Below are 20,858 nucleotides of genomic sequence, written 5' to 3'. Positions count from 1 at the left end.
GCCACTCGCCATTGGCTATTCGCCATACTCACTTTTCCGTCTGGACCAGGCCGCGCACGAACAGCCGCTGCATGAATATGACGACGGCGACCGGCGGCAGCATGGCGAGGACCGCGGTCGCCATCGCGAGCTGCCATTCGGCGAGCTCGTCTGTCGTCACTAGCATCTTCTTGATGCCAATCACGATGGTCTGCATCGAATCCTGTGTCGTGATCAAAAGCGGCCAGAGATATTGATTCCAGCCATAGATGAACTGGATCACGAATAGCGCCGCCATGGTCGTCACCGACAGTGGCAAGAGCGTATCCCAAAAAAAGCGGAAAGGTCCGGCGCCGTCTATGCGCGAGGCTTCCAGCAGTTCATCCGGCACCGTCATGAAGAATTGGCGGAAAAGGAGCGTACCGGTGGCGGATGCAATCAGCGGCAGGATAAGCCCGGCATAGGTGTCGAGCATGCGCAGGTCGGCAACGACCTTGTAGGTCGGATAGATGCGCACTTCGACCGGCAGCATCAGCGTGATGAAGATGATCCAGAACGCGGTCTTGCGGAAGGGAAAGCGGAAATAGACCACCGCATAGGCCGACAGGATCGAGATGAAGATCTTGCCCACTGCAATGCCTATCGCCGAGACGAAGGAGTTGATCAGCATGTTGGCCACAGGCTCGCGGCTGGTGCGCGTGCCGCCGACGAAGATGGCGCGATAATAATTCTCCAGCGTGCGGCTGCCGGGTGTCGCCGGCATATGGCCGCCGACCACGGTCGCCGCGTCATGCGTCGAGGCGATCAGCGCAAGATAAACCGGGAAAGCGACAATGAACACGCCAAGCGTCAGGATGGCGTAGGCAATGAAATCGGTGAGCGGGCGGTGCTCGACCATCAGTACTGCACCTTGCGTTCGACATAGCGGAACTGGATCGCGGTCAGCGCGATCACGATAACCATCAGCACTACCGACTGCGCAGCCGAGCCGCCGAGATCGCCGCCGAGACGGCCGTCGGCATAGACCTTGTAGACCATGGTGGTGGTGGCGCCGGCGGGTCCGCCGCCGGTAACGGCGTCGATAATGCCAAACGTGTCGAAGAAGACGTAGACGACGTTGACCACCAGCAGGAAGAACGTCGTCGGCGATAGCAGCGGAAAGATGATGGTCCAGAAGCGGCGCATCGGCCCGGCGCCGTCGATGGCGCCGGCCTCGATCACGCTCCTCGGGATCGATTGCAAGCCGGCGAGAAAGAACAGGAAATTGTAGGAAATCTGCTTCCAGACGGATGCCATCACCACCAGCATCATGGCGTGGTTCTCGTTAAGCAGCGGATTCCAGTCGAGACCCATGCCGCGCAGCGGACGCGCCAGCATGCCGAGCGAAGGCTGGAACATGAAGAACCAGAGCACGCCGGCCACCGCGGGCGCCACCGCATAGGGCCAGATCATCAGCGTCTTGTAAGCGGGCGCGGCCTTCAGGTTCTTGTCGGCCTGGGTTGCGAACAACAGCGCGATCGAGAGCGACAGCGCCGCAACCAGCGTCGAGAAGACCACCGTCGTCAGCATCGAGCGGTAATATTCCGGCTGAGCGAACAGCGCCTGATAATTTTCCAGCCCGACATATTCGGAGACGAGACCGAACGCGTCCTCGCGCAGGAAGGACTGCCAGATCGCCTGGCTTGCCGGCCAATAGAAGAAGACAACCGTGATGACGAGCTGCGGCAGCAGCAGTAGATAAGGCAGCAGTCGGTTGTTGAAGACAGTGGACTTTTCCATTCAGCACTTTCGTCATTGCGAGGAGCGTAAGCGACGAAGCAATCCATTAGTCCGTTATGCGGTACTATGGATTGCTTCGCTTCGCTCGCAATGACGCCCCCTCGGCCGTCTTACTTTGCAGTCTTCTCGAAGGCGCGCAACATCGCATTGCCGCGGGCGACGGCGGCATCGAGGGCTTCCTTCGCGGACTTCTTGCCGGCCAGCGCCGCCTCGATCTCCTCAGACCAGAGGTCGCGCATCTGCACCATGTTGCCGAAGCGGAGGCCGCGCGAATTCTCGGTAGGCTCCTTGTTGGTGAGTTCCTTCAAGGGAGTCTGCAAGGTCGGGTTCTTCTCGTAGAAGCCGTCCTTGATCGACTTCTCGTAGGCCGCCTTGGTGATCGGCAGATAGCCGGACTCCTGGTGCAGCTTGGCCTGGCGGTTGGTATCCGACAGGAAGGTGAAGAACTTTGCGACACCCTTGTATTCTTCCGGCTTCTTGCCGCCCATCACCCAGAGCGACGCGCCGCCGATGATTGAGTTCTGCGGGGCGCCGGGCACATCAGGGTAGTAGGGCATCGGCGCCGAGGTGAAGTCGAACTTGGCCGTGCCCTTGGCGGTGGCGTAATAGCCCGATGAGGTCAGGAAGATCGCGCATTCGCCGGAGCCGAAGCGGGCTTCGTTGGTGCTGGTGCGCCCGCCATAGTCGTAGGTCTTGTCCTTCTGCAGATCGACCAGGTTCTGCAGATGTCTTACGTGCAGCGGCGAGTTGAACTTCAGCTCGGTATCAAAGCCGTCGAGGCCGTTGGCCTTGGTGCCGATTGGCACGTTGTGCCAGGCTGAAAACTGCTCGATATGCGCCCAGCTTGCCCAGGCGTTGGAGAAGCCGCAGGTCGCATGCCCCGCCGCCTTCAGCTTCTTGGCAGCGTCGAACACTTCCGGCCAGGTCTTCGGGATTTCGGTGACGCCGGCCTTCTTCAATTCGTCCTTGTTGATCCACATCACCATGGAGGACGAGTTGAAGGGGAACGACAGCATCTCGCCCTTCGAGGTCGAGTAGTAGCCGGTGATGGTCGGCAGATACGCCTTGGGGTCGAACGGCTCGCCGGCATCCTTCATCAGCTGGTAGACCGGTTTGATGGCGCCGGTGGCGCTCATCATGGTCGCGGTGCCGACCTCGAACACCTGCATGATGTGCGGCGCGTTGCCGGCGCGGAAGGCGGCGATGCCGGCGTTCATGGTGTCGGGATAGCTGCCCTTGTAGGACGGCACGACCTTGTAGTCGGACTGGCTGGCGTTGAATTCCTCGGCAAGCTTGTTGACGATGTCGTTGTTGCCGCCGGTCATGGCGTGCCACCACTGGATCTCCGTCACAGCGTGGGCAGGTGTTGCGAACGCCAGCGCGACAGTAACTGCCGCGGCTGGGCCAAATTGTCGAAATGCCATGTAATTCCTCCAGGTTGGGGTCGTCACCTTCGTTTCGCGCGATAGCAGCGCCGGATGACGTGCAAATGACCCTATAAGCGAAAGGATGCTAGTGGGAAAGCTCACGGCTGGGGAAGCCGGAAAATAGGCGAAGGCATGCGGTGACGGCGTGCCCCGGACGCGGCGCAGCACGAAGTGATGCGCCGCAGAGCCGGGGCCCAGCGAGCGCCATTCAGATTACATATCGGCGGTAGGTCCCGGCGCTGCGGAGCAGCGTTGCACGCTGCACCGCGTCCGCGACACGAGAGCCTCAGCGCTTGCGTTCGGAGCCGCAGACCGCGCCCTTGGCGACCAGCGCCTCGATCTCGCCCGTCGAGTAGCCGAACTCGCCCAGCACCTCCGATGTGTGCTGGCTGAATTTCGGCGGCGTGCGACGCAGGCTGGGCTTGGTCCGCTCCAGCCGGATCGGAGAGGCGACGCCCTTGTACCAGTCCTTTTCGATGATATCGCCACGATGCAGCGTATGCGGATTGGTCAGCGCCTGGTCGATCTTCTGCACCGGACCCGCCGGCAGGCCGGCCGCCAGCAGCCGATTGCACAGCGGTTCGGCCTCATGCTGGCTGAACACGGCGGCAAGCTCGACGCGCAGCGCGTCGCGGTTGGTGATACGGTCCTTGTTGCGGGCAAAGCGCGGATCGGTGCCGAGTTCGGGCTTGCCGATTTCCTTGGCGAGCTTGCGGAAGGTGCCGTCGTTGCCGACACCGATGAAGATGTTGTCGGTCTTGGTCGGAAAGATCGCGTAAGGAACGAGGTTCGGGTGCTCGTTTCCGGTGAGCGACGGCGGCTTGCCATGCATGAAATAGTTCGCGGTGTGCGGATGCATGATCGCAAGCCCGGTTTCATACAGCGTGGTTTCAAGAAACTGGCCGAGACCCGAACGCTGCCGCTCCGACAGCGCCATCAGGATACCGATCGCCGCGTAAAGCCCGGTGGTGATGTCGACCAGGGGAACGCCGATCCGCATCGGGCCGCTTTCGGGCGAGCCGGTCGCCGCGATCATGCCGGTCATGGCCTGGATGATCGCGTCATAGCCGGGATTGCCGCCGCGCGGGCCATCGGCGCCGAAGCCGGAAATCCGGCAGTGCACCAGCTTTGGAAACTTCGCGCGCAAGACGTCGTTGCCGATGCCCCATTTGTCGAGCGTGCCCGGCTTGAAATTCTCGATCAGGACGTCGGCCGTCTCCAATAGCTTCATCAGCACCGCGCGCCCGTCTTCGGACGCGAGGTCGAGGCCGATCGAGCGCTTGTTGCGGTTGATCCCGACGAAATAGGCCGCGTCCTCTTCGTGGAACGGAGGGCCCCAGTCGCGCACTTCATCGCCGGCCGGCGGCTCGACCTTGATCACGTCGGCGCCGTGGTCGGCGAGGATTTGCGTGCAATAGGGGCCGCCGAGCACGCGCGTCAGATCGATCACGCGCAGGCCGGTCATTGCGCCGGGAGAACTCATGGAGAAGACCTTCGCTCAGGATAAGAAATGGAGGCTTTGAGCTAGCGGTCTTCGGGCGCGGCGGCAATGACGTCTCGCGCACAGGCGCATGACGCGACCGCCGTAGCACGAGGTGAAAATTCCGCGGGACGAATGGCCCGCCTATATCGGCGGCGGGCCAATCGTGCATCGTCGTCAGACGACGGTCAGGCGCACGTCGACATTGCCGCGGGTGGCGTTGGAATACGGGCACACCTGGTGGGCCTTCGCGACCAGGGCTTCCGCTTCCGCTTTGGGAACGCCGGGCAGGGAGACGGCGAGTTCGACGTCGAGGCCAAAGCCGCCGGCCGAGCGCGGGCCGATCCCGACGGTGGAGGTCACCGAGGCGTCCGCCGGCACCTTCGGGCCGCCCTGGGAAGCTACGAATTTCATCGCGCCGATGAAGCAGGCGGCATAGCCGGCCGCGAACAACTGTTCGGGATTGTTGCCGGCGCCACCGCCGCCGCCGAGCTCTTTCGGGGTGGCGAGCTTGACGTCGAGTGCGCCGTCGAGGGTGGCGGCGTGGCCATCGCGGCCGCCGGTGGCCTTGGCGCTGGTCTTGTAGAGCACGTTCACGGACATGTCGGTCTCCCCTTGGGTTTGCCGTTTCGATGAACGGTGTATTGCACACAATTAGATCGTGCGCAATATAAATTATTGCAGAGGTCGCAATTTAATTGTATGCAATTGAAATCAAGCGCTTGCGGCTCCGAATCGGGGAAGGGCGCCACCCATTGACGAGGTTGTGATGGCCAGAAAACACGCGGCCGACCTGCCGCTGAAACTCGACAATCAGCTCTGCTTTGCGGTGTATTCCACCGCGCACGCGTTCAACCGCGTCTACAAGCCGCTGCTCGACCGGCTCGGCCTGACCTACCCGCAATACCTGGTCATGCTGGTGCTGTGGGAGCGCGACGGCGTACCGGTGAAAGACGTCGGCGAGCGGCTGCACCTGGATTCCGGCACGCTGACGCCGCTGCTCAAGCGGTTGGAGGCGGCCGAACTGATCAAGCGGACACGCAGCACCGAGGACGAGCGGCAGGTGCTGATCGCCTTGGCGCCAAAGGGCGAAGCGCTGCGGGAGAAAGCGAGAGCTGTGCCGCAGGCGATCCTGGCGGCATCAGCCTGCTCGGTCGGCGAATTGGTGGCGATGAAGAACGAGATCGTTGCGCTACGCGATCGATTGAATGCGGTGGTGGGGGAGTGAGGGACGTGCGGCTAGAGGCGCTTCTTGGCGAAGGCGCGGCCGGAGTGGGATTTGAGATACTTCTCAAACTCGAGAGCTTTGTACTTGTCGGGAAAGGCGCAGTACCAGACCAATTCCCAAGGCTTGAACTTCGCAGTATGCGTGGACCTGCCGGCATTATGCTCGGGCAATCGTCGCCTCAGATCTGCAGTAGCACCGATGTATTCCTGTTCAGGGAAGCTGAGGCTGCGGATGATGTAGACGTACCACATGATAATCCGCGAGATCGCGATCTAAAGGCTATCACGCAACGTCTACCAGCCCGTCTTCGCCCTTTGGGCTACGCCGGGCACCACGCTTCGCCCTTCGGCCATCACGTGGCTGCGCCACGCGAAGCCCGAAGGGCGAAGCGTGGTGGAGCCAGGCGGGATCGAACCGCCGACCTCTTGCATGCCATGCAAGCGCTCTCCCAGCTGAGCTATGGCCCCGTCACAGTCAAGGCACGGTCTTTCCGACCATGCTCCCGCGAGCCTTGGGCGACTCGCGGGGGAGACCCAGAACATAGTTCTGGGCCGATCTCAAGTCTCTTCGTCGCCTCCGACGTCACCGATGATGTCGGTGACGTCCTCATCGCCTTCTTCCTCGTCCGGAATGAAGGTGGAATCGTCGTCGTCATCGTCCTCGATGGTCTCGTCGATCTCGATATCGTCTTCCGATTCGGGAACCACCGCCTTCACCTTGCCGGTGTTCTCCTCGGCGTCAGCCTCCTCGAGCGAGACCAATTCTTCGGCCTCGGCGGCCTCCGGCATGTCGGCAGCGGCAGTGGCCGAAGCGGCAGCAGCAGCGCGCGCGGCATCGCCACGGGCAGCCCGCGGCGGCGCGATCGGGGCAATCGGAACGACCTCGCCGGTGTAGGGCGAAATCACCGGGCTCTTGTTCAGGTCATAGAACTTCTTACCCGTCGTCGGGCAAATACGCTTGGTTCCGAGATCGGATTTGGCCACGTGTAGATCCTGGGAAATTCTGAAAAACGGTGCTTCACTTGGCTAGTTGAGGGGCCGGTGTCAATAGCGCTTTGAAGCTTTTGAGGGCCGCGTGACGCCGTGTGGTCCATGTGATACTGCCGCCCCCGCAGAGGACCACCATCTTGACCCATTCAACCACCCAGACCCCGCTGGAATCCCGCGCCAGCGGTCCCTTGGCCGGGAAAGTCCGCGTTCCCGGCGACAAGTCGATTTCGCACCGCGCACTCATCCTGGGGGCACTTTCGGTCGGCGAAACCAGGATCTCGGGCCTGCTCGAGGGCGAGGACGTCCTCAACACCGCCAAATCGATGCAGGCGCTGGGCGCCCAGGTCGAGCGAACCGGGCCGTTTGCCTGGCAGGTCAGGGGCGTGGGCGTGGCAGGCTTCGCCCAGCCGGCTTCTCCGCTCGATTTCGGCAATTCCGGTACCGGGTGCCGGCTGGTGATGGGGGCTGTGGCCGGCTGCCCGATCACGGCCGTGTTCGACGGCGATGCCTCGCTGCGCTCTCGCCCGATGCGCCGGATCCTCGATCCCCTGGAACTGATGGGAGCCAAAGCCGGGGAGATCAAGGAAGGCGGCCGCCTCCCGCTGACGCTGCATGGCGCCCGCGATCCCGTGCCGATCGTGTATCGCACACCGGTGGCCTCGGCTCAGATCAAATCGGCGGTGCTGCTGGCGGGACTTGCCGCGCCCGGCGTTACGACCGTCATCGAGCAGGAAGCCAGCCGCGATCACACCGAGCTGATGCTGAAACATTTCGGCGCAGATATCGTCTCAGTCACGGAAGGAAGCCACGGCCGCAAGATCGCGCTCACCGGCCAGCCCGAACTGCACGGCGCTGACGTGGTGGTGCCTGCCGATCCATCCTCGGCGGCATTCCCGATCGTCGCGGCGCTGATTGTCGACGGCTCCGACGTGACCTTCTCCGACGTGATGACCAACCCGTTGCGCACCGGCTTGCTCACGACGCTGCGCGAGATGGGCGCCGCCATCGAGGAAAGCGAGGTCCGCGGCGACGCTGGCGAGCCGATGGCCCGCTTGCGCGTGCGCGCCTCAAAACTGCGCGGCGTCGAGGTGCCGCCGGAGCGCGCGCCGTCGATGATCGACGAATATCTGGTGCTCGCGGTCGCAGCCTCGTTCGCCGAAGGCACCACCATCATGCGCGGCCTGCAGGAGCTACGCGTCAAGGAGTCCGACCGGCTGGAGGCGACCGCCGACATGCTGCGCGTCAACGGCGTCAGGGTCGAGATCGCGGGCGATGATTTGATCGTCGAGGGCCGCGGCCACGTGCCCGGCGGCGGTCTCGTCGCCACCCACATGGACCACCGGATCGCCATGTCGGCGCTGGTGATGGGGCTTGCCGCCGACAAGCCGGTCAAGGTCGACGACACCGCCTTCATCGCCACCAGCTTTCCGGATTTCATTCCGATGATGCGATCGCTGGGAGCTGAGTTTTCATGATCATCGCCATCGACGGACCGGCGGCATCCGGCAAGGGTACGCTCGGCAAACGCCTCGCGCATCATTACGGCTATCGCCACCTTGACACCGGCGTGATCTATCGCGCGGTGGCGAAGGCGTTGCTGGACGAGGGTTTCGATCTGACGGACGAGGCGCGGGCCGTCGCCCTCGCGATGGAGCTTGATCCCGAGAAGTTCGGACATCCCGAGCTCAAGACGCAACGGATCGGCGACGCCGCCTCGGTGGTGTCGGCTATCCCCAGTGTGCGCGAGGCGCTGGTCAATTTTCAGCGCCAGTTCGCGGCCGGTCCGCCGGGCGCCGTACTCGACGGCCGCGACATTGGAACCGTGATCTGCCCGAATGCCGACGTGAAGATTTTCGTGGTCGCCGATCCGCAGGTGCGGGCCCGCCGACGGACGCTCGAAGCCCGCGCGCGGGGCGAGGAGGCCGATGAGGCGCTGGTGTTGGCCGATATCCTCAAGCGCGACGAGCGGGACCGCAATCGGGCTGCCGCCCCGCTCAAAGCGGCCGACGACGCCCACGTCCTGGATAATTCCAATCTCGACATCGAGGCCGGCGTTCGCGCCGCAATTGCCATCGTCGAGGCCGTCCGCGCCAAACGGAAATAGCCAGGATTTGACCCGTCGCGGCGACCCGAACCGCCTGTAAATCGGGCATTTCCGGCTTGCCGAAAATGGCCCGTGGGGCTATATCCACGCCCATCCGGGCCGCCATCGATGAGATCAGGGCTGTCCGAGCGGGCCGGCCGGAGGTTTGAACCTCCCGCCGTCATTGGAGGAAAGCCCGCTCCAGGCTCCTGAGGTCGATACGCTCGTTTCAGGCTCCGGATAGACAATCAACGTATCGAACGTGCAGGCATGCTGCCGGCCCGCTTTTGCGCCCTCCGCAAATGCGGTCGTCAGGGTTTGCGGACCCCTGACACTTCACGCGCGATGCGCCCTTTAACCCGAACGGCCGGCAATATCCCGCATTGGAGAAAAAATGGCTTCGACTACTGCTGCTTCTTATAATCCGACCCGCGACGATTTCGCTGCGATGCTGGACGAGTCCTTTGCCGGCGGCAATCTGCAGGAAAGCTCCGTCATCAAGGGCAAGGTGGTTGCAATTGAAAAGGATATGGCCGTCATCGACGTCGGCCTGAAGACCGAGGGCCGCGTGGCGCTGCGCGAATTCGCCGGCCCCGGCCGTGAAAGCGATCTCAAGGTCGGCGACGAGGTCGAGGTCTTCCTCGACAGAATCGAGAATGCGCTCGGCGAAGCCGTGCTGTCGCGCGACAAGGCGCGCCGCGAGGAAAGCTGGGGCAAGCTCGAGAAGGCCTTCAACAACAACGAGAAGGTTCACGGCGTCATCTTCAACCAGGTCAAGGGCGGCTTCACCGTCGACCTCGACGGCGCTGTCGCCTTCCTGCCGCGCTCGCAGGTCGATATTCGCCCGATCCGCGACGTCGCTCCCTTGATGAACAACTCGCAGCCGTTCCAGATCCTCAAGATGGATCGCCGCCGCGGCAACATCGTGGTGTCGCGCCGCACGGTTCTCGAAGAGACCCGCGCCGAGCAGCGCCAGGAACTGGTGCAGAACCTCGAAGAAGGTCAGGTGATCGATGGCGTGGTCAAGAACATCACCGATTACGGTGCTTTCGTTGATCTCGGCGGCATCGACGGCCTGCTCCACGTCACCGATATCGCCTGGCGCCGGGTCAATCACCCGACGGAAGTGCTGACCATCGGCCAGACCGTGAAGGTCAAGATCATCAAGATCAACCACGAGACCCACCGCATTTCGCTCGGCATGAAGCAGTTGCTGGACGATCCGTGGCAGGGCATCGAGGCGAAGTACCCGCTGAACGCGCGCTTCACCGGCCGCGTCACCAACATCACCGACTACGGCGCGTTCGTCGAACTGGAGCCGGGCATCGAAGGCCTGATCCACGTCTCGGAAATGTCGTGGACCAAGAAGAACATGCACCCCGGCAAGATCGTTTCGACCTCGCAGGAAGTCGAAGTGCAGGTGCTTGAAGTCGATTCCGTCAAGCGCCGCATCTCGCTCGGCCTCAAGCAGACCATGCGCAACCCCTGGGAAGTCTTCGTCGAGAAGTTCCCGGTCGGTTCGGTGGTCGAAGGCGAGGTCAAGAACAAGACCGAGTTCGGTCTGTTCCTCGGCCTCGACGGCGACGTCGACGGCATGGTCCATCTGTCGGACCTCGACTGGAAGCTGCCGGGCGAGCAGGTCATCGACAACTTCAAGAAGGGCGACATGGTCAAGGCCGTGGTGCTCGACGTCGATGTCGAGAAGGAACGCATCTCGCTGGGCGTGAAGCAGCTCGAAGGCGACCCCTTCGCAGAACCCGGCGACGTCAAGAAGGGCGCGGTCGTGACCTGCGAAGTGCTCGAAGTGAAGGAAGCCGGCATCGAGGTGAAGATCTCGGGCACCGACTTCACCACCTTCATCAAGCGCTCCGAACTGGCCCGCGACCGCAACGATCAGCGCGCCGAACGCTTTGCCGTTGGCGAGAAGGTCGATGCCCGCGTGATCCAGTTCGACAAGAAGGCCCGCAAGGTGCAGGTCTCGATCAAGGCGCTGGAAGTCGCCGAGGAGAAGGAAGCCATCGCGCAGTACGGCTCCTCCGATTCGGGAGCGACGCTGGGCGATATTCTCGGCACCGCGCTTAAGAACCGCGAGAAGTAAGCGTTCGCTCGTTGTCTGCGACATCAGGCCCCGGTTTCGACCGGGGCCTTTTCGTTCTTCCTTCTCCCCTTGTGGAGAAGGTGCTTTGCCGAAGGCAAGGCGGATGAGGGGTCCTCTCCGCGGAGGCAGACCCCTCATCCGTCGCGGACTTCGTCCGCGCCACCTTCTCCCACAAGGGGAGAAGGGAAACAGGAAACGGGGTCCTTGCTTTCTTCATATTGCATCGCAATTGATGTAATCAGGTAAAGCTTAGCTCACGCTGCGAGTGCAAAACGCGCTGATTGTTTCAGGAGAGTTTCGATGTCGCTCGATTCGGACGTGATCGTCGATCGCCGCAGGATCCGCCGGAAGCTGACGTTCTGGCGTATCATGGCTGGCCTTGTCACGATCGCGGCGATCGTCACCTTTGGCGCAATCGCGACAACGCGCGGGCCGGCCGCCCTGACGCCATCGGGATCGATCGCGCGCGTCAATATCGAAGGGCTGATCCGCAGCGACCAACAGCGCGTCGAGGCGCTGGAGCGGCTGGAGAAATCGAGCCATGCTGCGGTTATCGTGCACATCAACTCGCCGGGCGGCACCACGGCCGGCTCCGAGCAACTGCATGAGGCGCTGGTTCGGCTTAAGGCCAAAAAGCCGCTGGTGGTGGTGGTCGAGGGGCTGGCTGCTTCAGGCGGTTACATCGCGGCGATGGCCGCCGATCACATCGTCGCCCGGCAGAGCTCGCTGGTCGGTTCCATCGGCGTGCTGTTTCAATTTCCGAATTTCACCGAGCTGATGAAGACCGTGGGCGTCAAGGTCGAGGAGGTGAAATCCTCGCCGTTGAAGGCTGCGCCCAATGGCTTCGAGCCGACCAGCCCGGAAGCGCGCGCTGCGCTGGATGCGCTGGTGAAGGATTCCTATGCCTGGTTCCGCGGCTTGGTGAAGGAGCGGCGCGGCATGGATGACGCGCTACTCGAAAAAGTTGCGGATGGTCGCGTCTTCACCGGCCGTCAGGCGGTCGAACTGAAACTGGTCGATCAGCTCGGCGATGAAAAAGCAGCCGTCGCGTGGCTGGTCGCCGAGAAGAAGATCAAGAGCGACCTGCCGGTGCGCGATTACAAGCTGAATCCGCAGTTTGGTGACCTGACATTTCTGCGCACGGCGGCTTCCATCGCGTTCGATGCGCTCGGGTTGAGTTCCATCGCGCGTCAGATCGAGCAGGCCGGGGTCGCACAGGCGATCGATCAGCTCTCGCTCGACGGCATGCTGGCATTGTGGCGCCCCGCAGCCTCCAATTGAGCCGCTGCGGCTGCCCTTCGCTGCGTTCTCCCGCATTGCGGGTATTGTCACAAACCGCTTCCGGGCGGTTTGTCGCGCCATTTCTCGCTGCCCAAAAGTGATTTAGCGTCTTGACAGTGCAAGGCATTTTCACGGAAATGGATATCCGCACGATCCCGGATCCCAACTTCGATGATCAAATCCGAACTTGTTCAGCGCATCGCCGAGCACAACCCGCACCTCTATCAGCGGGATGTGGAGAACATTGTGAACGCGATCCTCGATGAAATTGTCGCAGCGCTAGCGCGCGGCGACCGTGTCGAGCTGCGCGGCTTTGGCGCCTTCTCGGTCAAGCATCGCCCGGCGCGGGCGGGGCGCAATCCGCGCACTGGCGCCCATGTGCCGGTCGACCAGAAGAGCGTCCCGTTCTTCAAGACGGGCAAGGAAATGCGTGAGCGGCTGAACCGCGACAACGGCTCCCCCGAGGCCGGCGCATAAGCATTTTTTCGGGCTTTTGATTAGATGTAGCCGTGTTGCGGGGCTCGTGCCCGCCTTTCTCCATCACGACGAGAGATGGTCATGCGAAAGTTCTTCACGGCGCTGGTCGTCATTCCCTTAGGGCTGATCTTCATCGTCTTTGCAGTCGCCAACCGTCATTTCGTGACGGTGTCGTTCGATCCCTTCAATTCGACCGATCCGGCGATTGCGGTCAGCATGCCGCTGTTCGCCGTGATCATCACGGTGGCGATTCTGGGGGTGGCGGCAGGCGGCATGGCGACCTGGTTCCGCCAGCGCCACTGGCGCCGGGCGGCGCGCCACCACGAGGCCGATGCTCGCCGGGCCAGGGCGGAAGCTTCCGATTTACGGGCCGCGGCGGCGGTTTCCCGGGCCGATCAGCAGCGGCTTCCGGCGCCGTCCCAGTACGGCTTCTACGGGGCCGCCGGGCGAGACAAGCAGGGCGCGACGTTGTAGAACCCGCCCCGTCAACTTGTTCCAATCGGCCATGGCGGCCGTAGACCCGCCTCCTGAGAGACCATGTCCCTGCTCGTCAAAATTTGCGGCCTGTCCACGCGCGAGACGCTCGATGTAGCGCTCGAGGCGGGTGCCGACATGGTGGGGTTCGTATTCTTTCCGCCGTCGCCGCGTCATCTCAGCCTCGAGACCGCGCGCGAGCTCGGCCGGGAGGTCAAGGGCCGCGCCGCCAAGGTGGCATTGACTGTCGATGCCGACGACGCGACGCTTGAAAATATCGTCGAGACACTGCGGCCGGACCTGCTGCAGTTGCACGGCAAGGAAACCATCGCGCGCGTGCGCGACATCAAGGCGAAGTTCGCGCTACCAGTCATGAAGGTGATCGCGGTCGAGACCTCAGCCGATCTCGTCGCGCTGCCGGGCTATGCGAGCGTAGCTGACCGCATGCTGTTCGACGCCCGTGCGCCCAAGGGCGCCACTCGTCCCGGCGGATTAGGAGCCGTGTTCGACTGGCACGTTCTGGAAAAGCTCGATCTCAAGCTGCCCTTCATGGTCTCGGGCGGGCTCAGCGCCGGCAATGTTGCTGAGGCGATCCGTGTCAGCCGTGCCGGCGGCGTCGATGTGTCTTCCGGCCTCGAGAGTTCGCCCGGCATCAAAGATCCCGAGCTGATCCGCAATTTCATTCGCGCCGCGCGCGCCACCGAAGAATTGATGGTCCGATGAATTCAAGCCTTCCGAACTCTTACCGTACCGGTCCCGACGAGCGCGGGCATTTTGGCAATTTCGGCGGCCGCTTCGTCGCGGAAACGCTGATGCCGCTGATCCTCGACCTGGAAAAAGCCTATGCGGCGGCCAAGGCCGATCCGTTGTTCCAGGCCGAGATGACCGGCTATCTCAAGGATTATGTCGGCCGGCCATCACCGCTCTATTTCGCCGAGCGGCTCACCGAGCATCTCGGCGGCGCCAAGATTTATCTGAAGCGCGAGGAGCTGAACCATACCGGCTCGCACAAGGTGAACAACGTGCTCGGCCAGATCATGGTCGCGCGGCGCATGGGCAAGAAGCGTATCATCGCGGAGACCGGTGCCGGCCAGCACGGCGTCGCCACCGCGACGCTGTGCGCGCGTTTTGGTCTCGAATGCGTGGTCTATATGGGCGCGGTGGACGTCGCCCGCCAGGCGCCGAACGTGTTCCGCATGGAGATGTTGGGTGCCAAGGTCGTGCCGGTGCAGTCGGGCACGCGCACGCTGAAGGACGCGATGAACGAGGCGCTGCGCGACTGGGTCACCAACGTGCACAACACCTTCTACTGCATCGGCACGGTGGCGGGGCCGCATCCCTATCCGATGATGGTGCGCGACTTCCAGTCGGTGATCGGCGAGGAAACGCGCAAGCAGATGCAGGAGGCCGAAGGCCGGCTGCCGGACTCACTGATCGCCTGCATCGGCGGCGGCTCCAACGCGATGGGCCTGTTTCATCCCTTCCTCGACGACCGCTCGGTCGAAATTTTCGGTGTCGAAGCGGCCGGCCATGGACTGACGCAACTGCATGCCGCCTCGATCGCCGGCGGCCGGCCCGGCGTTCTCCATGGCAACCGCACCTATCTCTTGATGGACGATGACGGCCAGATCCAGGATGCGCATTCGATCTCGGCGGGTCTCGACTATCCCGGTATCGGCCCGGAGCATTCCTGGCTGCATGAGACCGGCCGCGTCACTTACCTTTCCGCGACCGACGACGAAGCGCTCGCCGCCTTCATGCTGCTGTCGCGACTGGAAGGCATTCCACCCGCGCTGGAATCTGCGCACGCGATCGCCAAGGTCACGGAGCTCGCGCCGAAGCGGCCGAAGGAGCATCTGATGGTGGTCAATCTTTCCGGCCGTGGCGACAAGGACATTCCGCAGATCACGGAGATCTTGAAAGGCAGGAAGCAGTGACCACCCGCATCGACGCACGCTTTGCCGAACTCGCAAAAGAAGGCCGCTCGGCGCTGGTGACCTTCCTGATGGCCGGCGATCCCGATCCCTTAACTTCGCTCAACATCATCAGGGCGCTGCCCACGGCGGGCGCCGATATTATCGAGATCGGCATGCCCTTTACCGATCCGATGGCGGACGGGCCGTCGATCCAGGCCGCGGGTCTGCGCGCGCTCAAGGGCGGCATGACGCTGAGGAAGACGCTCGAGATGGTGCGCGGCTTCCGCAAGGAGGACGACACCACGCCGCTGGTGCTGATGGGCTATTACAATCCGATCTATATTTACGGGGTCGACAAGTTCCTCGCCGACGCCAGGACCGCCGGCGTCGATGGCCTGATCATCGTCGACCTGCCGCCGGAGGAGGACGAGGAGCTCTGCATTCCCGCCCTGAAGGCCGGGCTCAACTTCATCCGCCTGGCGACACCTACGACCGACGACAAACGCCTGCCCGCGGTGCTCGCGAACACCTCCGGCTTCGTCTACTACGTCTCGATCACCGGCATCACCGGTGCTGCGGCGGCCGATTCGAAAGTCGTCGGCGATGCGGTGGCCCGTATCAAGCGCCACACCAAGCTTCCGGTGTGCGTCGGCTTCGGCATCCGCACCCCGCAGGCGGCGCGCGCAATTGCCGAGAAGGCCAATGGCGCCGTGGTCGGCACCGTCTTAGTCGATGTGCTGCGCGACAGCCTCGACGCCCAGGGGCAGGCGACCACCAAGACGGTGGCCGCGGTGGCCGATGTCGTGGCGTCGCTGGCGCAGGGCGTCCGGGGCGCGAAGCAGGCCGCGGAATAAGCCACAATTTGCGTGGAAATAGGCGTGGCATGATCCGGAAAAGTGGAGAGCGGTTTTCCGAAAAGATCATGCCTATTAAGAGGTGGCGGCTTGCCGCTCCCGGGGCGGGCGGCCATATATCTCATCTGATGCGTTCAACCGCATTTCGGAGCAAACCATGAATTGGCTCACCAATGTCGTCCGGCCGAAAATCCGCAACATCCTGCGCCGCGAGACGCCGGAGAATTTGTGGATCAAGTGCCCGGATTCCGGGCAGCTCGTGTTTTACAAGGACGTCGAGGCCAACCAGTTCGTCATTCCCGGCTCGAACTACCACATGCGCATGGGCGCGGTGGCGCGGCTGAAATCGATCTTCGACAACGAGACCTGGTACGACATCGCGCTACCCGAAGTGACGGCCGATCCGCTGAAATTCCGCGACGAGCGCAAATACGCCGACCGCATCAAGGACGCGCGTGCCAAGACCGGGCTGAATGACGCCATCAAGGTCGGCTACGGCAAGCTGGAGGGCGCCGGCGTTGTCATCGCAGTGCAGGATTTCGATTTCATGGGCGGCTCGCTCGGCATGGCCGCGGGTGAGGCGATCGTGCGCGGGCTCGAGCTTGCGGTTGAAAAGAAGTCGCCCTTCATCGTGTTCGCGGCCTCCGGCGGCGCGCGGATGCAGGAGGGCATCCTGTCGCTGATGCAGATGCCGCGCACCACCGTCGGTGTGCAGATGCTGCGGGAGGCGAAGCTGCCCTACATCGTGGTGCTGACCAATCCGACCACCGGCGGCGTCACCGCGTCCTACGCCATGCTGGGCGACGTGCAGATCGCCGAGCCCGGCGCGCTGATCGGCTTTGCCGGCGCGCGTGTGATCGAGCAGACTATCCGCGAGAAATTGCCGGAAGGATTCCAGCGCGCCGAATATCTGCTCGACCACGGCATGATCGACATGGTGGTGCATCGCCACGAGATGCGTTCGACGCTGGCGCGGCTGTGCCGGCTCTTAACCAAATCGCCGCCGCTCGACGTCGCCTCAAAGCCTTTGCCGCAGGTCACAGACCCGGCCCAGATCGTCTCGGCCCCGGAAGTGGTGCCGGCCGCGCCGCACGCGTGAGCCTGCCTGCCGCCAGATCCCAGCCGCTCGGTGAGTTGATCGCGCGGCTGGCTGCCTTGCATCCGAAGCGCATCGATCTTAGCCTCGATCGAATGCACCGCCTGCTGGCGCGGCTCGATCATCCGGAGCGGCTGTTGCCGCCGGTGATCCACGTCGCCGGCACCAATGGCAAGGGCTCCACCATCGCTTACCTGCGCGCGATCCTGGAGGCCGCAGGCCTGCGCGTGCACGTCTACACCTCGCCCTATCTGGTCAGGATCAATGAATGCTTCCGCCTGGGCGAGAAGGGCGGCGGACGGCTGGCTGATGATGCCGAGTTGCGGCGGGTGCTGGAGCATTGCGAGCAGGTCAACGCGGGCGATCCGATCACGATTTTCGAGATGGAGACCGCGGCGGCGTTTTGCCTGTTCGCGGAGCATGACGCCGATGTGGTGCTGCTGGAAACCGGCCTCGGCGGGCGATTAGATGCCACCAACGTCATCGATCGGCCGATCGCGACCGTGCTCACGCCGGTCAGCATGGACCACACTGAGTTTCTCGGCAGCTCGCTCACCGCGATCGCAGGCGAGAAGGCCGCCATCATCAAGCGCGGTGCGCCGGTGATCTGCGCGGAGCAGGCACCGGAGGCGATGTCGGTTATCGAGGCGCAGGCCAACCGCATGCGCGCGGCGTTGCATGCGGCCGGACAACAGTGGCATGTCGGCGTCGAGCGCGGCCGGCTGGTCTATCAGGACGAGCGCGGCCTGATGGATCTTGCAGCGCCAAAGCTGTTCGGCCGGCATCAATTTGATAATTCCGGCCTTGCCATCGCGACGCTGCGCGCGATCGAGGCGTTCAGGATCGGAATGCCGGCGTTCGAGGCCGGCATCATTGGCGCCGAATGGCCGGCTCGGATGCAGCGGCTGGTTGCGGGGGTTTTGGTCGATCAGGGGCCGAAGGGGTGCGAGATCTGGCTCGATGGCGGACACAATGCGGAAGGCGGGCGTGTTGCGGCGGCCGCGCTTGGCGATCTCGAAGAGCGAGTGTCGCGGCCCTTGGTGGTGATCGCGGGCATGATGGCGAACAAGGACGCGGACGCGTTTCTCGCCAATTTCGCAGGACTGACGCGGCACATCGTGGCGGTGCCGATTCCCGGGCGCAACAATACGATGCCGCCGGATCGGCTGGCAGATGCGGCGCGCGCGCTCGGCATGCGCGTGGAAAATGCTGCAAGCGTCGAAGCCGCGCTCCACGCGCTCTCGCGCCTCGCCTACGAAGTGCCGCCGCGGATTCTGGTCACCGGCTCGCTCTATCTCGCCGGCCATGTGCTTGATATCAACGGCACGCCGCCGGCATAGTATTCCCTAAAATTAAATGACCGCTGGAATCGCTTCCAGCGGCCGCCCGGGAAAAAATATCGATTGCTTATGAATTCGCCAGCCCCGGTATTTGTAAACTCTAGCCAAGACGCCTCAAAGCTGCGAGTCGGAACCTTCGTTCCGCAATAGGAAGTAAGGATAATGTTGCAGGCTGGCTTCACCCAAATGAGGTAGATGGCGCAGCATCGTTCTTGCAGGGCCGTACCACAATCATCAAAGCTGGAACCTCCATGCGTTTTGCCGCCATTGCCGACGTGCACGGAAATTATCTCGCGCTGGAAGCCGTGCTGGCCGACATCCGCGCGCGTGGCATTGGCGAAATCGTCAACCTCGGCGACATGGCGAGCGGCCCGCTCGACGCGCGACGCACGATGGATGCGCTGATGGCGCTCAACGCCGTTCACATCCTCGGCAATCACGATCGCTATCTGATCGACCGGCCGCCGGAGCAGATGGGATCGTGGGATCGGCCGGCGCACGCGCAGCTCGAAAAGCATCATCTCGATTGGCTGCGCGCGGTGCCGAAGACGGCGGTGTTTCGCGATCAGGTCTTTCTGTGTCACGCCACGCCTGAATACGACGAACTCTATTGGCTGGAGACGGTGTTGCCCGACGGCACCGTGCGAATGTCATCGCTCGATGCGATCGAGGAGCACGCGCGAGGCATCGCGCAATCCCTGATCCTCTGCGCCCACACCCATCTCGCCCGCGCGGTAAGGCTTCGCGATGGCCGCCTGATCGTCAATCCCGGCAGCGTCGGCTCGCCCGGCTATCGCGACGTGCATCCCTTTCCGCATGTCGTCGAAGCCGGCACGCCGGATGCGCGTTACGCGATCCTCGAACTTGCTGATGGCGCCTGGCGCGTCACGTTTCGGCATGTGCCGTATGATCACGGCGCGATGGCCGCGCTCGCGCGACAGAACGGTCAGGCAGAACTGGCGAGCGCGCTGGCGACAGGATGGATCGGTAGCTCCGAAACCGGCATCGGTGCAGCGGATGTATGACTACGACGCGGAATACCGCCGCCTGAAGATAACCGGTCATCGGGGCTGGTCAGGAAGTTCGCAGGAGCGGAATCTTGCGCGCATGACCGATACGCTCGATCGGCTCGAGCGGGAATTCCTGCCCTCGCCGCCGGCGAGAATTCTTGAGCTCGGCTGCGGCAACGGCATGTCGTGGTCACTGCTGATGGCCGGAAAGGGCTACGAGGTGCACGGCGTCGATATTTCGGAAGCCGCGATCGTCTGGGCAAAAGAGCAATTCGCCGAACGCGGACTTTCCGGCGCTTTCCGGGAAGGAAATGTTTGCGAGATGCCGTTCATTCCCGACGCGTCGTTCGACATTGTGATGGACGGCAGTTGCCTGCATTGTCTGATCGGCGGCGATCGAACCCAGTGCCTTCAGGAAGTCTATCGAATCCTTCGACCCGATGGCGTCTTCGTCGTCAGCACCATGTGCGGCTTGCCGAAATCCGACGAGGCCAAGGCGCGCTTGACCCGATCAACGAGCAGCTATTGCAGAACGGCTGTCCGTACCGCACGCTGAAGCCGTTGACGGATATTGTCCGCGAGCTGATGGACGCGGGCTTTGAGGTGCGCGACAGCGCGGTCAGTGTCATGCGACGATGGTGTGTCGCATCGCGGAGACCAAGAGGGCGCGCCTGTAGCCCGGATGGAGCGAAGCGAAATCCGGGTTCGCGCCGCAAACACAGACCCGGGTTACGCTTCGCTCCACCCGGGCTACGATCGTGTTACTCAGCGCGCCTGATCGGCGACGTCGGATACGCCAACGTGGTCGCGATAAACCATCTCCCAGCCCTTCCAGCCAGTGAAGAGCAGGATCAGCACGACGATGAGCGACAGGACCAGTCCGGTCGGGACAATGGCCGACGTTCCGTCGGTATAGCGCGAGTACCAGTTGTAGAGCTCGATCAAGACCGCAACGACATTGCCGCCGGCATGCAGCCAAGCGTCATTGAGATTGCGGATGCGATCGTCTCCCATCAGGTCGATCACGCCCGCGACCGCCGCGAGTGCGGCCATGATCAGGCCTATTCCCAGCAGCCAGAGCGACGCGCTGGCCCAGAAATCGTTCGAGGTTCTCCAGAACGCCACGTCTGAGGCGAATGCGAGGACGAAGCAGGCGACCGGAAATGGAATGAGCATGGGATGGATCGGGTGTCCGGCAATTTGCGCGGTCGATCTGGGGTTTGTCATGCGTCCCTCCTCAAGTGGCAGTTTCGCGGTCAACTGCCTGTTGCCGGGCCAGTTCCTGGCAATTTGCGGATTAGATGCTCGTTTGCGCCGCAATAATTTCGGTAATTTAGGTGTAGCCCG

The 20,858-nt window shown here is 63.0% G+C and carries 22 protein-coding genes and 1 tRNA gene; 14 read left to right on the top strand and 9 right to left on the bottom strand.

The features are described from left to right. Window positions 1-28 precede the first annotated feature (28 nt). From ugpE to IVA95_RS31530, 5 genes are all read right to left on the bottom strand, one after another. Window positions 29-877, bottom strand: coding sequence for a sn-glycerol-3-phosphate ABC transporter permease UgpE (gene ugpE, locus IVA95_RS31550; RefSeq protein WP_247514044.1), 849 nt, complete (start codon window positions 875-877; stop codon window positions 29-31). After that, entirely contained in the window at window positions 877-1,758 is an 882-nt protein-coding gene (gene ugpA / locus IVA95_RS31545; RefSeq protein ID WP_247514043.1) for a sn-glycerol-3-phosphate ABC transporter permease UgpA, read from the bottom strand. Before ugpA ends, ugpE begins: the two co-directional genes overlap by 1 nt. 110 nt (window positions 1,759-1,868) lie before the next feature. After that, a complete protein-coding gene (ugpB, locus tag IVA95_RS31540) occupies window positions 1,869-3,182 on the bottom strand; it encodes a sn-glycerol-3-phosphate ABC transporter substrate-binding protein UgpB (RefSeq protein ID WP_213252516.1) in 1,314 nt (437 codons plus the stop codon). A 289-nt stretch (window positions 3,183-3,471) separates the two neighbouring features. Beyond that, the gene (locus tag IVA95_RS31535; protein ID WP_247514042.1) at window positions 3,472-4,668 is read right to left on the bottom strand and encodes a CaiB/BaiF CoA-transferase family protein; all 1,197 of its coding nucleotides are present in this window, start codon (window positions 4,666-4,668) and stop codon (window positions 3,472-3,474) included. 174 nt (window positions 4,669-4,842) lie between these two features. Further along, a complete protein-coding gene (locus tag IVA95_RS31530; RefSeq protein WP_247514041.1) occupies window positions 4,843-5,268 on the bottom strand; it encodes an organic hydroperoxide resistance protein in 426 nt (141 codons plus the stop codon). A gap of 166 nt (window positions 5,269-5,434) precedes the next feature. Between IVA95_RS31530 and IVA95_RS31525 the strand changes: the two genes are divergently transcribed. Further along, window positions 5,435-5,893 (top strand): MarR family transcriptional regulator, encoded by a 459-nt coding sequence (locus IVA95_RS31525; RefSeq protein WP_247514040.1) that lies wholly within the window; start codon window positions 5,435-5,437, stop codon window positions 5,891-5,893. An 11-nt stretch (window positions 5,894-5,904) separates the two neighbouring features. Here IVA95_RS31525 and IVA95_RS31520 read toward each other — a convergent pair whose 3' ends face one another. The 3 genes from IVA95_RS31520 to IVA95_RS31510 form a co-directional block, all read right to left on the bottom strand. Then, window positions 5,905-6,144: a GIY-YIG nuclease family protein gene (locus tag IVA95_RS31520; RefSeq protein ID WP_247514039.1), complete on the bottom strand. Its 240-nt coding sequence runs from the start codon at window positions 6,142-6,144 to the stop codon at window positions 5,905-5,907. A 140-nt stretch (window positions 6,145-6,284) separates the two neighbouring features. Then, window positions 6,285-6,360: transfer RNA gene (locus tag IVA95_RS31515), tRNA-Ala, on the bottom strand. 90 nt (window positions 6,361-6,450) lie between these two features. Then, window positions 6,451-6,876, bottom strand: a complete 426-nt coding sequence (locus IVA95_RS31510) for a TIGR02300 family protein (RefSeq protein WP_065726216.1) — start codon at window positions 6,874-6,876, stop codon at window positions 6,451-6,453. Between the two features lie 143 nt (window positions 6,877-7,019). Here IVA95_RS31510 and aroA point away from each other — a divergent pair, with 143 nt between their 5' ends. From aroA to IVA95_RS31445, 13 genes are all read left to right on the top strand, one after another. Further along, window positions 7,020-8,357, top strand: coding sequence for a 3-phosphoshikimate 1-carboxyvinyltransferase (aroA, locus tag IVA95_RS31505; RefSeq protein ID WP_247514038.1), 1,338 nt, complete (start codon window positions 7,020-7,022; stop codon window positions 8,355-8,357). After that, window positions 8,354-8,986, top strand: a complete 633-nt coding sequence (cmk, locus tag IVA95_RS31500; RefSeq protein WP_247514037.1) for a (d)CMP kinase — start codon at window positions 8,354-8,356, stop codon at window positions 8,984-8,986. Before aroA ends, cmk begins: the two co-directional genes overlap by 4 nt. Window positions 8,987-9,359: 373 nt before the next feature. Then, window positions 9,360-11,063 (top strand): 30S ribosomal protein S1, encoded by a 1,704-nt coding sequence (rpsA, locus tag IVA95_RS31495; protein ID WP_028347899.1) that lies wholly within the window; start codon window positions 9,360-9,362, stop codon window positions 11,061-11,063. Between the two features lie 300 nt (window positions 11,064-11,363). Further along, a complete protein-coding gene (gene sppA, locus IVA95_RS31490; protein WP_247514036.1) occupies window positions 11,364-12,344 on the top strand; it encodes a signal peptide peptidase SppA in 981 nt (326 codons plus the stop codon). Window positions 12,345-12,515: 171 nt separating this feature from the next. Then, the gene (locus tag IVA95_RS31485) at window positions 12,516-12,821 is read left to right on the top strand and encodes an integration host factor subunit beta (protein WP_057844774.1); all 306 of its coding nucleotides are present in this window, start codon (window positions 12,516-12,518) and stop codon (window positions 12,819-12,821) included. Between the two features lie 81 nt (window positions 12,822-12,902). Further along, window positions 12,903-13,295 (top strand): DUF1049 domain-containing protein, encoded by a 393-nt coding sequence (locus IVA95_RS31480; RefSeq protein ID WP_247514035.1) that lies wholly within the window; start codon window positions 12,903-12,905, stop codon window positions 13,293-13,295. Between the two features lie 63 nt (window positions 13,296-13,358). Beyond that, window positions 13,359-14,018: a phosphoribosylanthranilate isomerase gene (locus tag IVA95_RS31475; RefSeq protein ID WP_247514034.1), complete on the top strand. Its 660-nt coding sequence runs from the start codon at window positions 13,359-13,361 to the stop codon at window positions 14,016-14,018. Beyond that, on the top strand, window positions 14,015-15,232 hold the full coding sequence (trpB, locus tag IVA95_RS31470; RefSeq protein ID WP_247514033.1) for a tryptophan synthase subunit beta: 1,218 nt from the start codon (window positions 14,015-14,017) through the stop codon (window positions 15,230-15,232). Before IVA95_RS31475 ends, trpB begins: the two co-directional genes overlap by 4 nt. After that, the gene (gene trpA / locus IVA95_RS31465) at window positions 15,229-16,065 is read left to right on the top strand and encodes a tryptophan synthase subunit alpha (RefSeq protein ID WP_247514032.1); all 837 of its coding nucleotides are present in this window, start codon (window positions 15,229-15,231) and stop codon (window positions 16,063-16,065) included. Before trpB ends, trpA begins: the two co-directional genes overlap by 4 nt. 157 nt (window positions 16,066-16,222) lie before the next feature. Further along, window positions 16,223-17,164 carry an acetyl-CoA carboxylase, carboxyltransferase subunit beta gene (gene accD / locus IVA95_RS31460; RefSeq protein ID WP_247514031.1) on the top strand — a complete coding sequence of 314 codons (942 nt, stop codon included), beginning with the start codon at window positions 16,223-16,225 and terminating at the stop codon, window positions 17,162-17,164. Further along, a complete protein-coding gene (locus IVA95_RS31455) occupies window positions 17,161-18,501 on the top strand; it encodes a folylpolyglutamate synthase/dihydrofolate synthase family protein (protein ID WP_247514030.1) in 1,341 nt (446 codons plus the stop codon). Before accD ends, IVA95_RS31455 begins: the two co-directional genes overlap by 4 nt. A 251-nt stretch (window positions 18,502-18,752) precedes the next feature. Continuing rightward, window positions 18,753-19,526: a metallophosphoesterase family protein gene (locus IVA95_RS31450; protein WP_247514029.1), complete on the top strand. Its 774-nt coding sequence runs from the start codon at window positions 18,753-18,755 to the stop codon at window positions 19,524-19,526. A gap of 82 nt (window positions 19,527-19,608) precedes the next feature. After that, a complete protein-coding gene (locus IVA95_RS31445) occupies window positions 19,609-20,067 on the top strand; it encodes a class I SAM-dependent methyltransferase (RefSeq protein WP_247514028.1) in 459 nt (152 codons plus the stop codon). Window positions 20,068-20,276: 209 nt separating this feature from the next. Here IVA95_RS31445 and IVA95_RS31440 read toward each other — a convergent pair whose 3' ends face one another. After that, complete coding sequence (locus IVA95_RS31440; RefSeq protein ID WP_247514027.1) at window positions 20,277-20,738, bottom strand: DUF2231 domain-containing protein; 462 nt, start codon at window positions 20,736-20,738, stop codon at window positions 20,277-20,279. Window positions 20,739-20,858: the final 120 nt, after the last annotated feature.

Origin of the sequence: Bradyrhizobium sp. 157, assembly GCF_023073815.1 — a bacterium.
Classification (GTDB): Bacteria; Pseudomonadota; Alphaproteobacteria; order Rhizobiales; family Xanthobacteraceae; genus Bradyrhizobium.
Note: the sequence above shows the minus strand (reverse complement) of the source record. Positions and strands in the feature narration are given on the sequence as shown.

What these genes read in the sequence shown, in the direction of transcription:
- ugpE (WP_247514044.1), bottom strand. Translation starts at nt 877, where the DNA reads ATGGTCGAGCACCGCCCGCTCACCGATTTCATTGCCTACGCCATCCTG.
- ugpA (WP_247514043.1), bottom strand. Translation starts at nt 1,758, where the DNA reads ATGGAAAAGTCCACTGTCTTCAACAACCGACTGCTGCCTTATCTACTG.
- ugpB (WP_213252516.1), bottom strand. Translation starts at nt 3,182, where the DNA reads ATGGCATTTCGACAATTTGGCCCAGCCGCGGCAGTTACTGTCGCGCTG.
- IVA95_RS31535 (WP_247514042.1), bottom strand. Translation starts at nt 4,668, where the DNA reads ATGAGTTCTCCCGGCGCAATGACCGGCCTGCGCGTGATCGATCTGACG.
- IVA95_RS31530 (WP_247514041.1), bottom strand. Translation starts at nt 5,268, where the DNA reads ATGTCCGTGAACGTGCTCTACAAGACCAGCGCCAAGGCCACCGGCGGC.
- IVA95_RS31525 (WP_247514040.1), top strand. Translation starts at nt 5,435, where the DNA reads ATGGCCAGAAAACACGCGGCCGACCTGCCGCTGAAACTCGACAATCAG.
- IVA95_RS31520 (WP_247514039.1), bottom strand. Translation starts at nt 6,144, where the DNA reads ATGTGGTACGTCTACATCATCCGCAGCCTCAGCTTCCCTGAACAGGAA.
- cmk (WP_247514037.1), top strand. Translation starts at nt 8,354, where the DNA reads ATGATCATCGCCATCGACGGACCGGCGGCATCCGGCAAGGGTACGCTC.
- rpsA (WP_028347899.1), top strand. Translation starts at nt 9,360, where the DNA reads ATGGCTTCGACTACTGCTGCTTCTTATAATCCGACCCGCGACGATTTC.
- sppA (WP_247514036.1), top strand. Translation starts at nt 11,364, where the DNA reads ATGTCGCTCGATTCGGACGTGATCGTCGATCGCCGCAGGATCCGCCGG.
- IVA95_RS31485 (WP_057844774.1), top strand. Translation starts at nt 12,516, where the DNA reads ATGATCAAATCCGAACTTGTTCAGCGCATCGCCGAGCACAACCCGCAC.
- IVA95_RS31480 (WP_247514035.1), top strand. Translation starts at nt 12,903, where the DNA reads ATGCGAAAGTTCTTCACGGCGCTGGTCGTCATTCCCTTAGGGCTGATC.
- IVA95_RS31475 (WP_247514034.1), top strand. Translation starts at nt 13,359, where the DNA reads ATGTCCCTGCTCGTCAAAATTTGCGGCCTGTCCACGCGCGAGACGCTC.
- trpB (WP_247514033.1), top strand. Translation starts at nt 14,015, where the DNA reads ATGAATTCAAGCCTTCCGAACTCTTACCGTACCGGTCCCGACGAGCGC.
- accD (WP_247514031.1), top strand. Translation starts at nt 16,223, where the DNA reads ATGAATTGGCTCACCAATGTCGTCCGGCCGAAAATCCGCAACATCCTG.
- IVA95_RS31450 (WP_247514029.1), top strand. Translation starts at nt 18,753, where the DNA reads ATGCGTTTTGCCGCCATTGCCGACGTGCACGGAAATTATCTCGCGCTG.
- IVA95_RS31445 (WP_247514028.1), top strand. Translation starts at nt 19,609, where the DNA reads ATGACCGATACGCTCGATCGGCTCGAGCGGGAATTCCTGCCCTCGCCG.
- IVA95_RS31440 (WP_247514027.1), bottom strand. Translation starts at nt 20,738, where the DNA reads ATGACAAACCCCAGATCGACCGCGCAAATTGCCGGACACCCGATCCAT.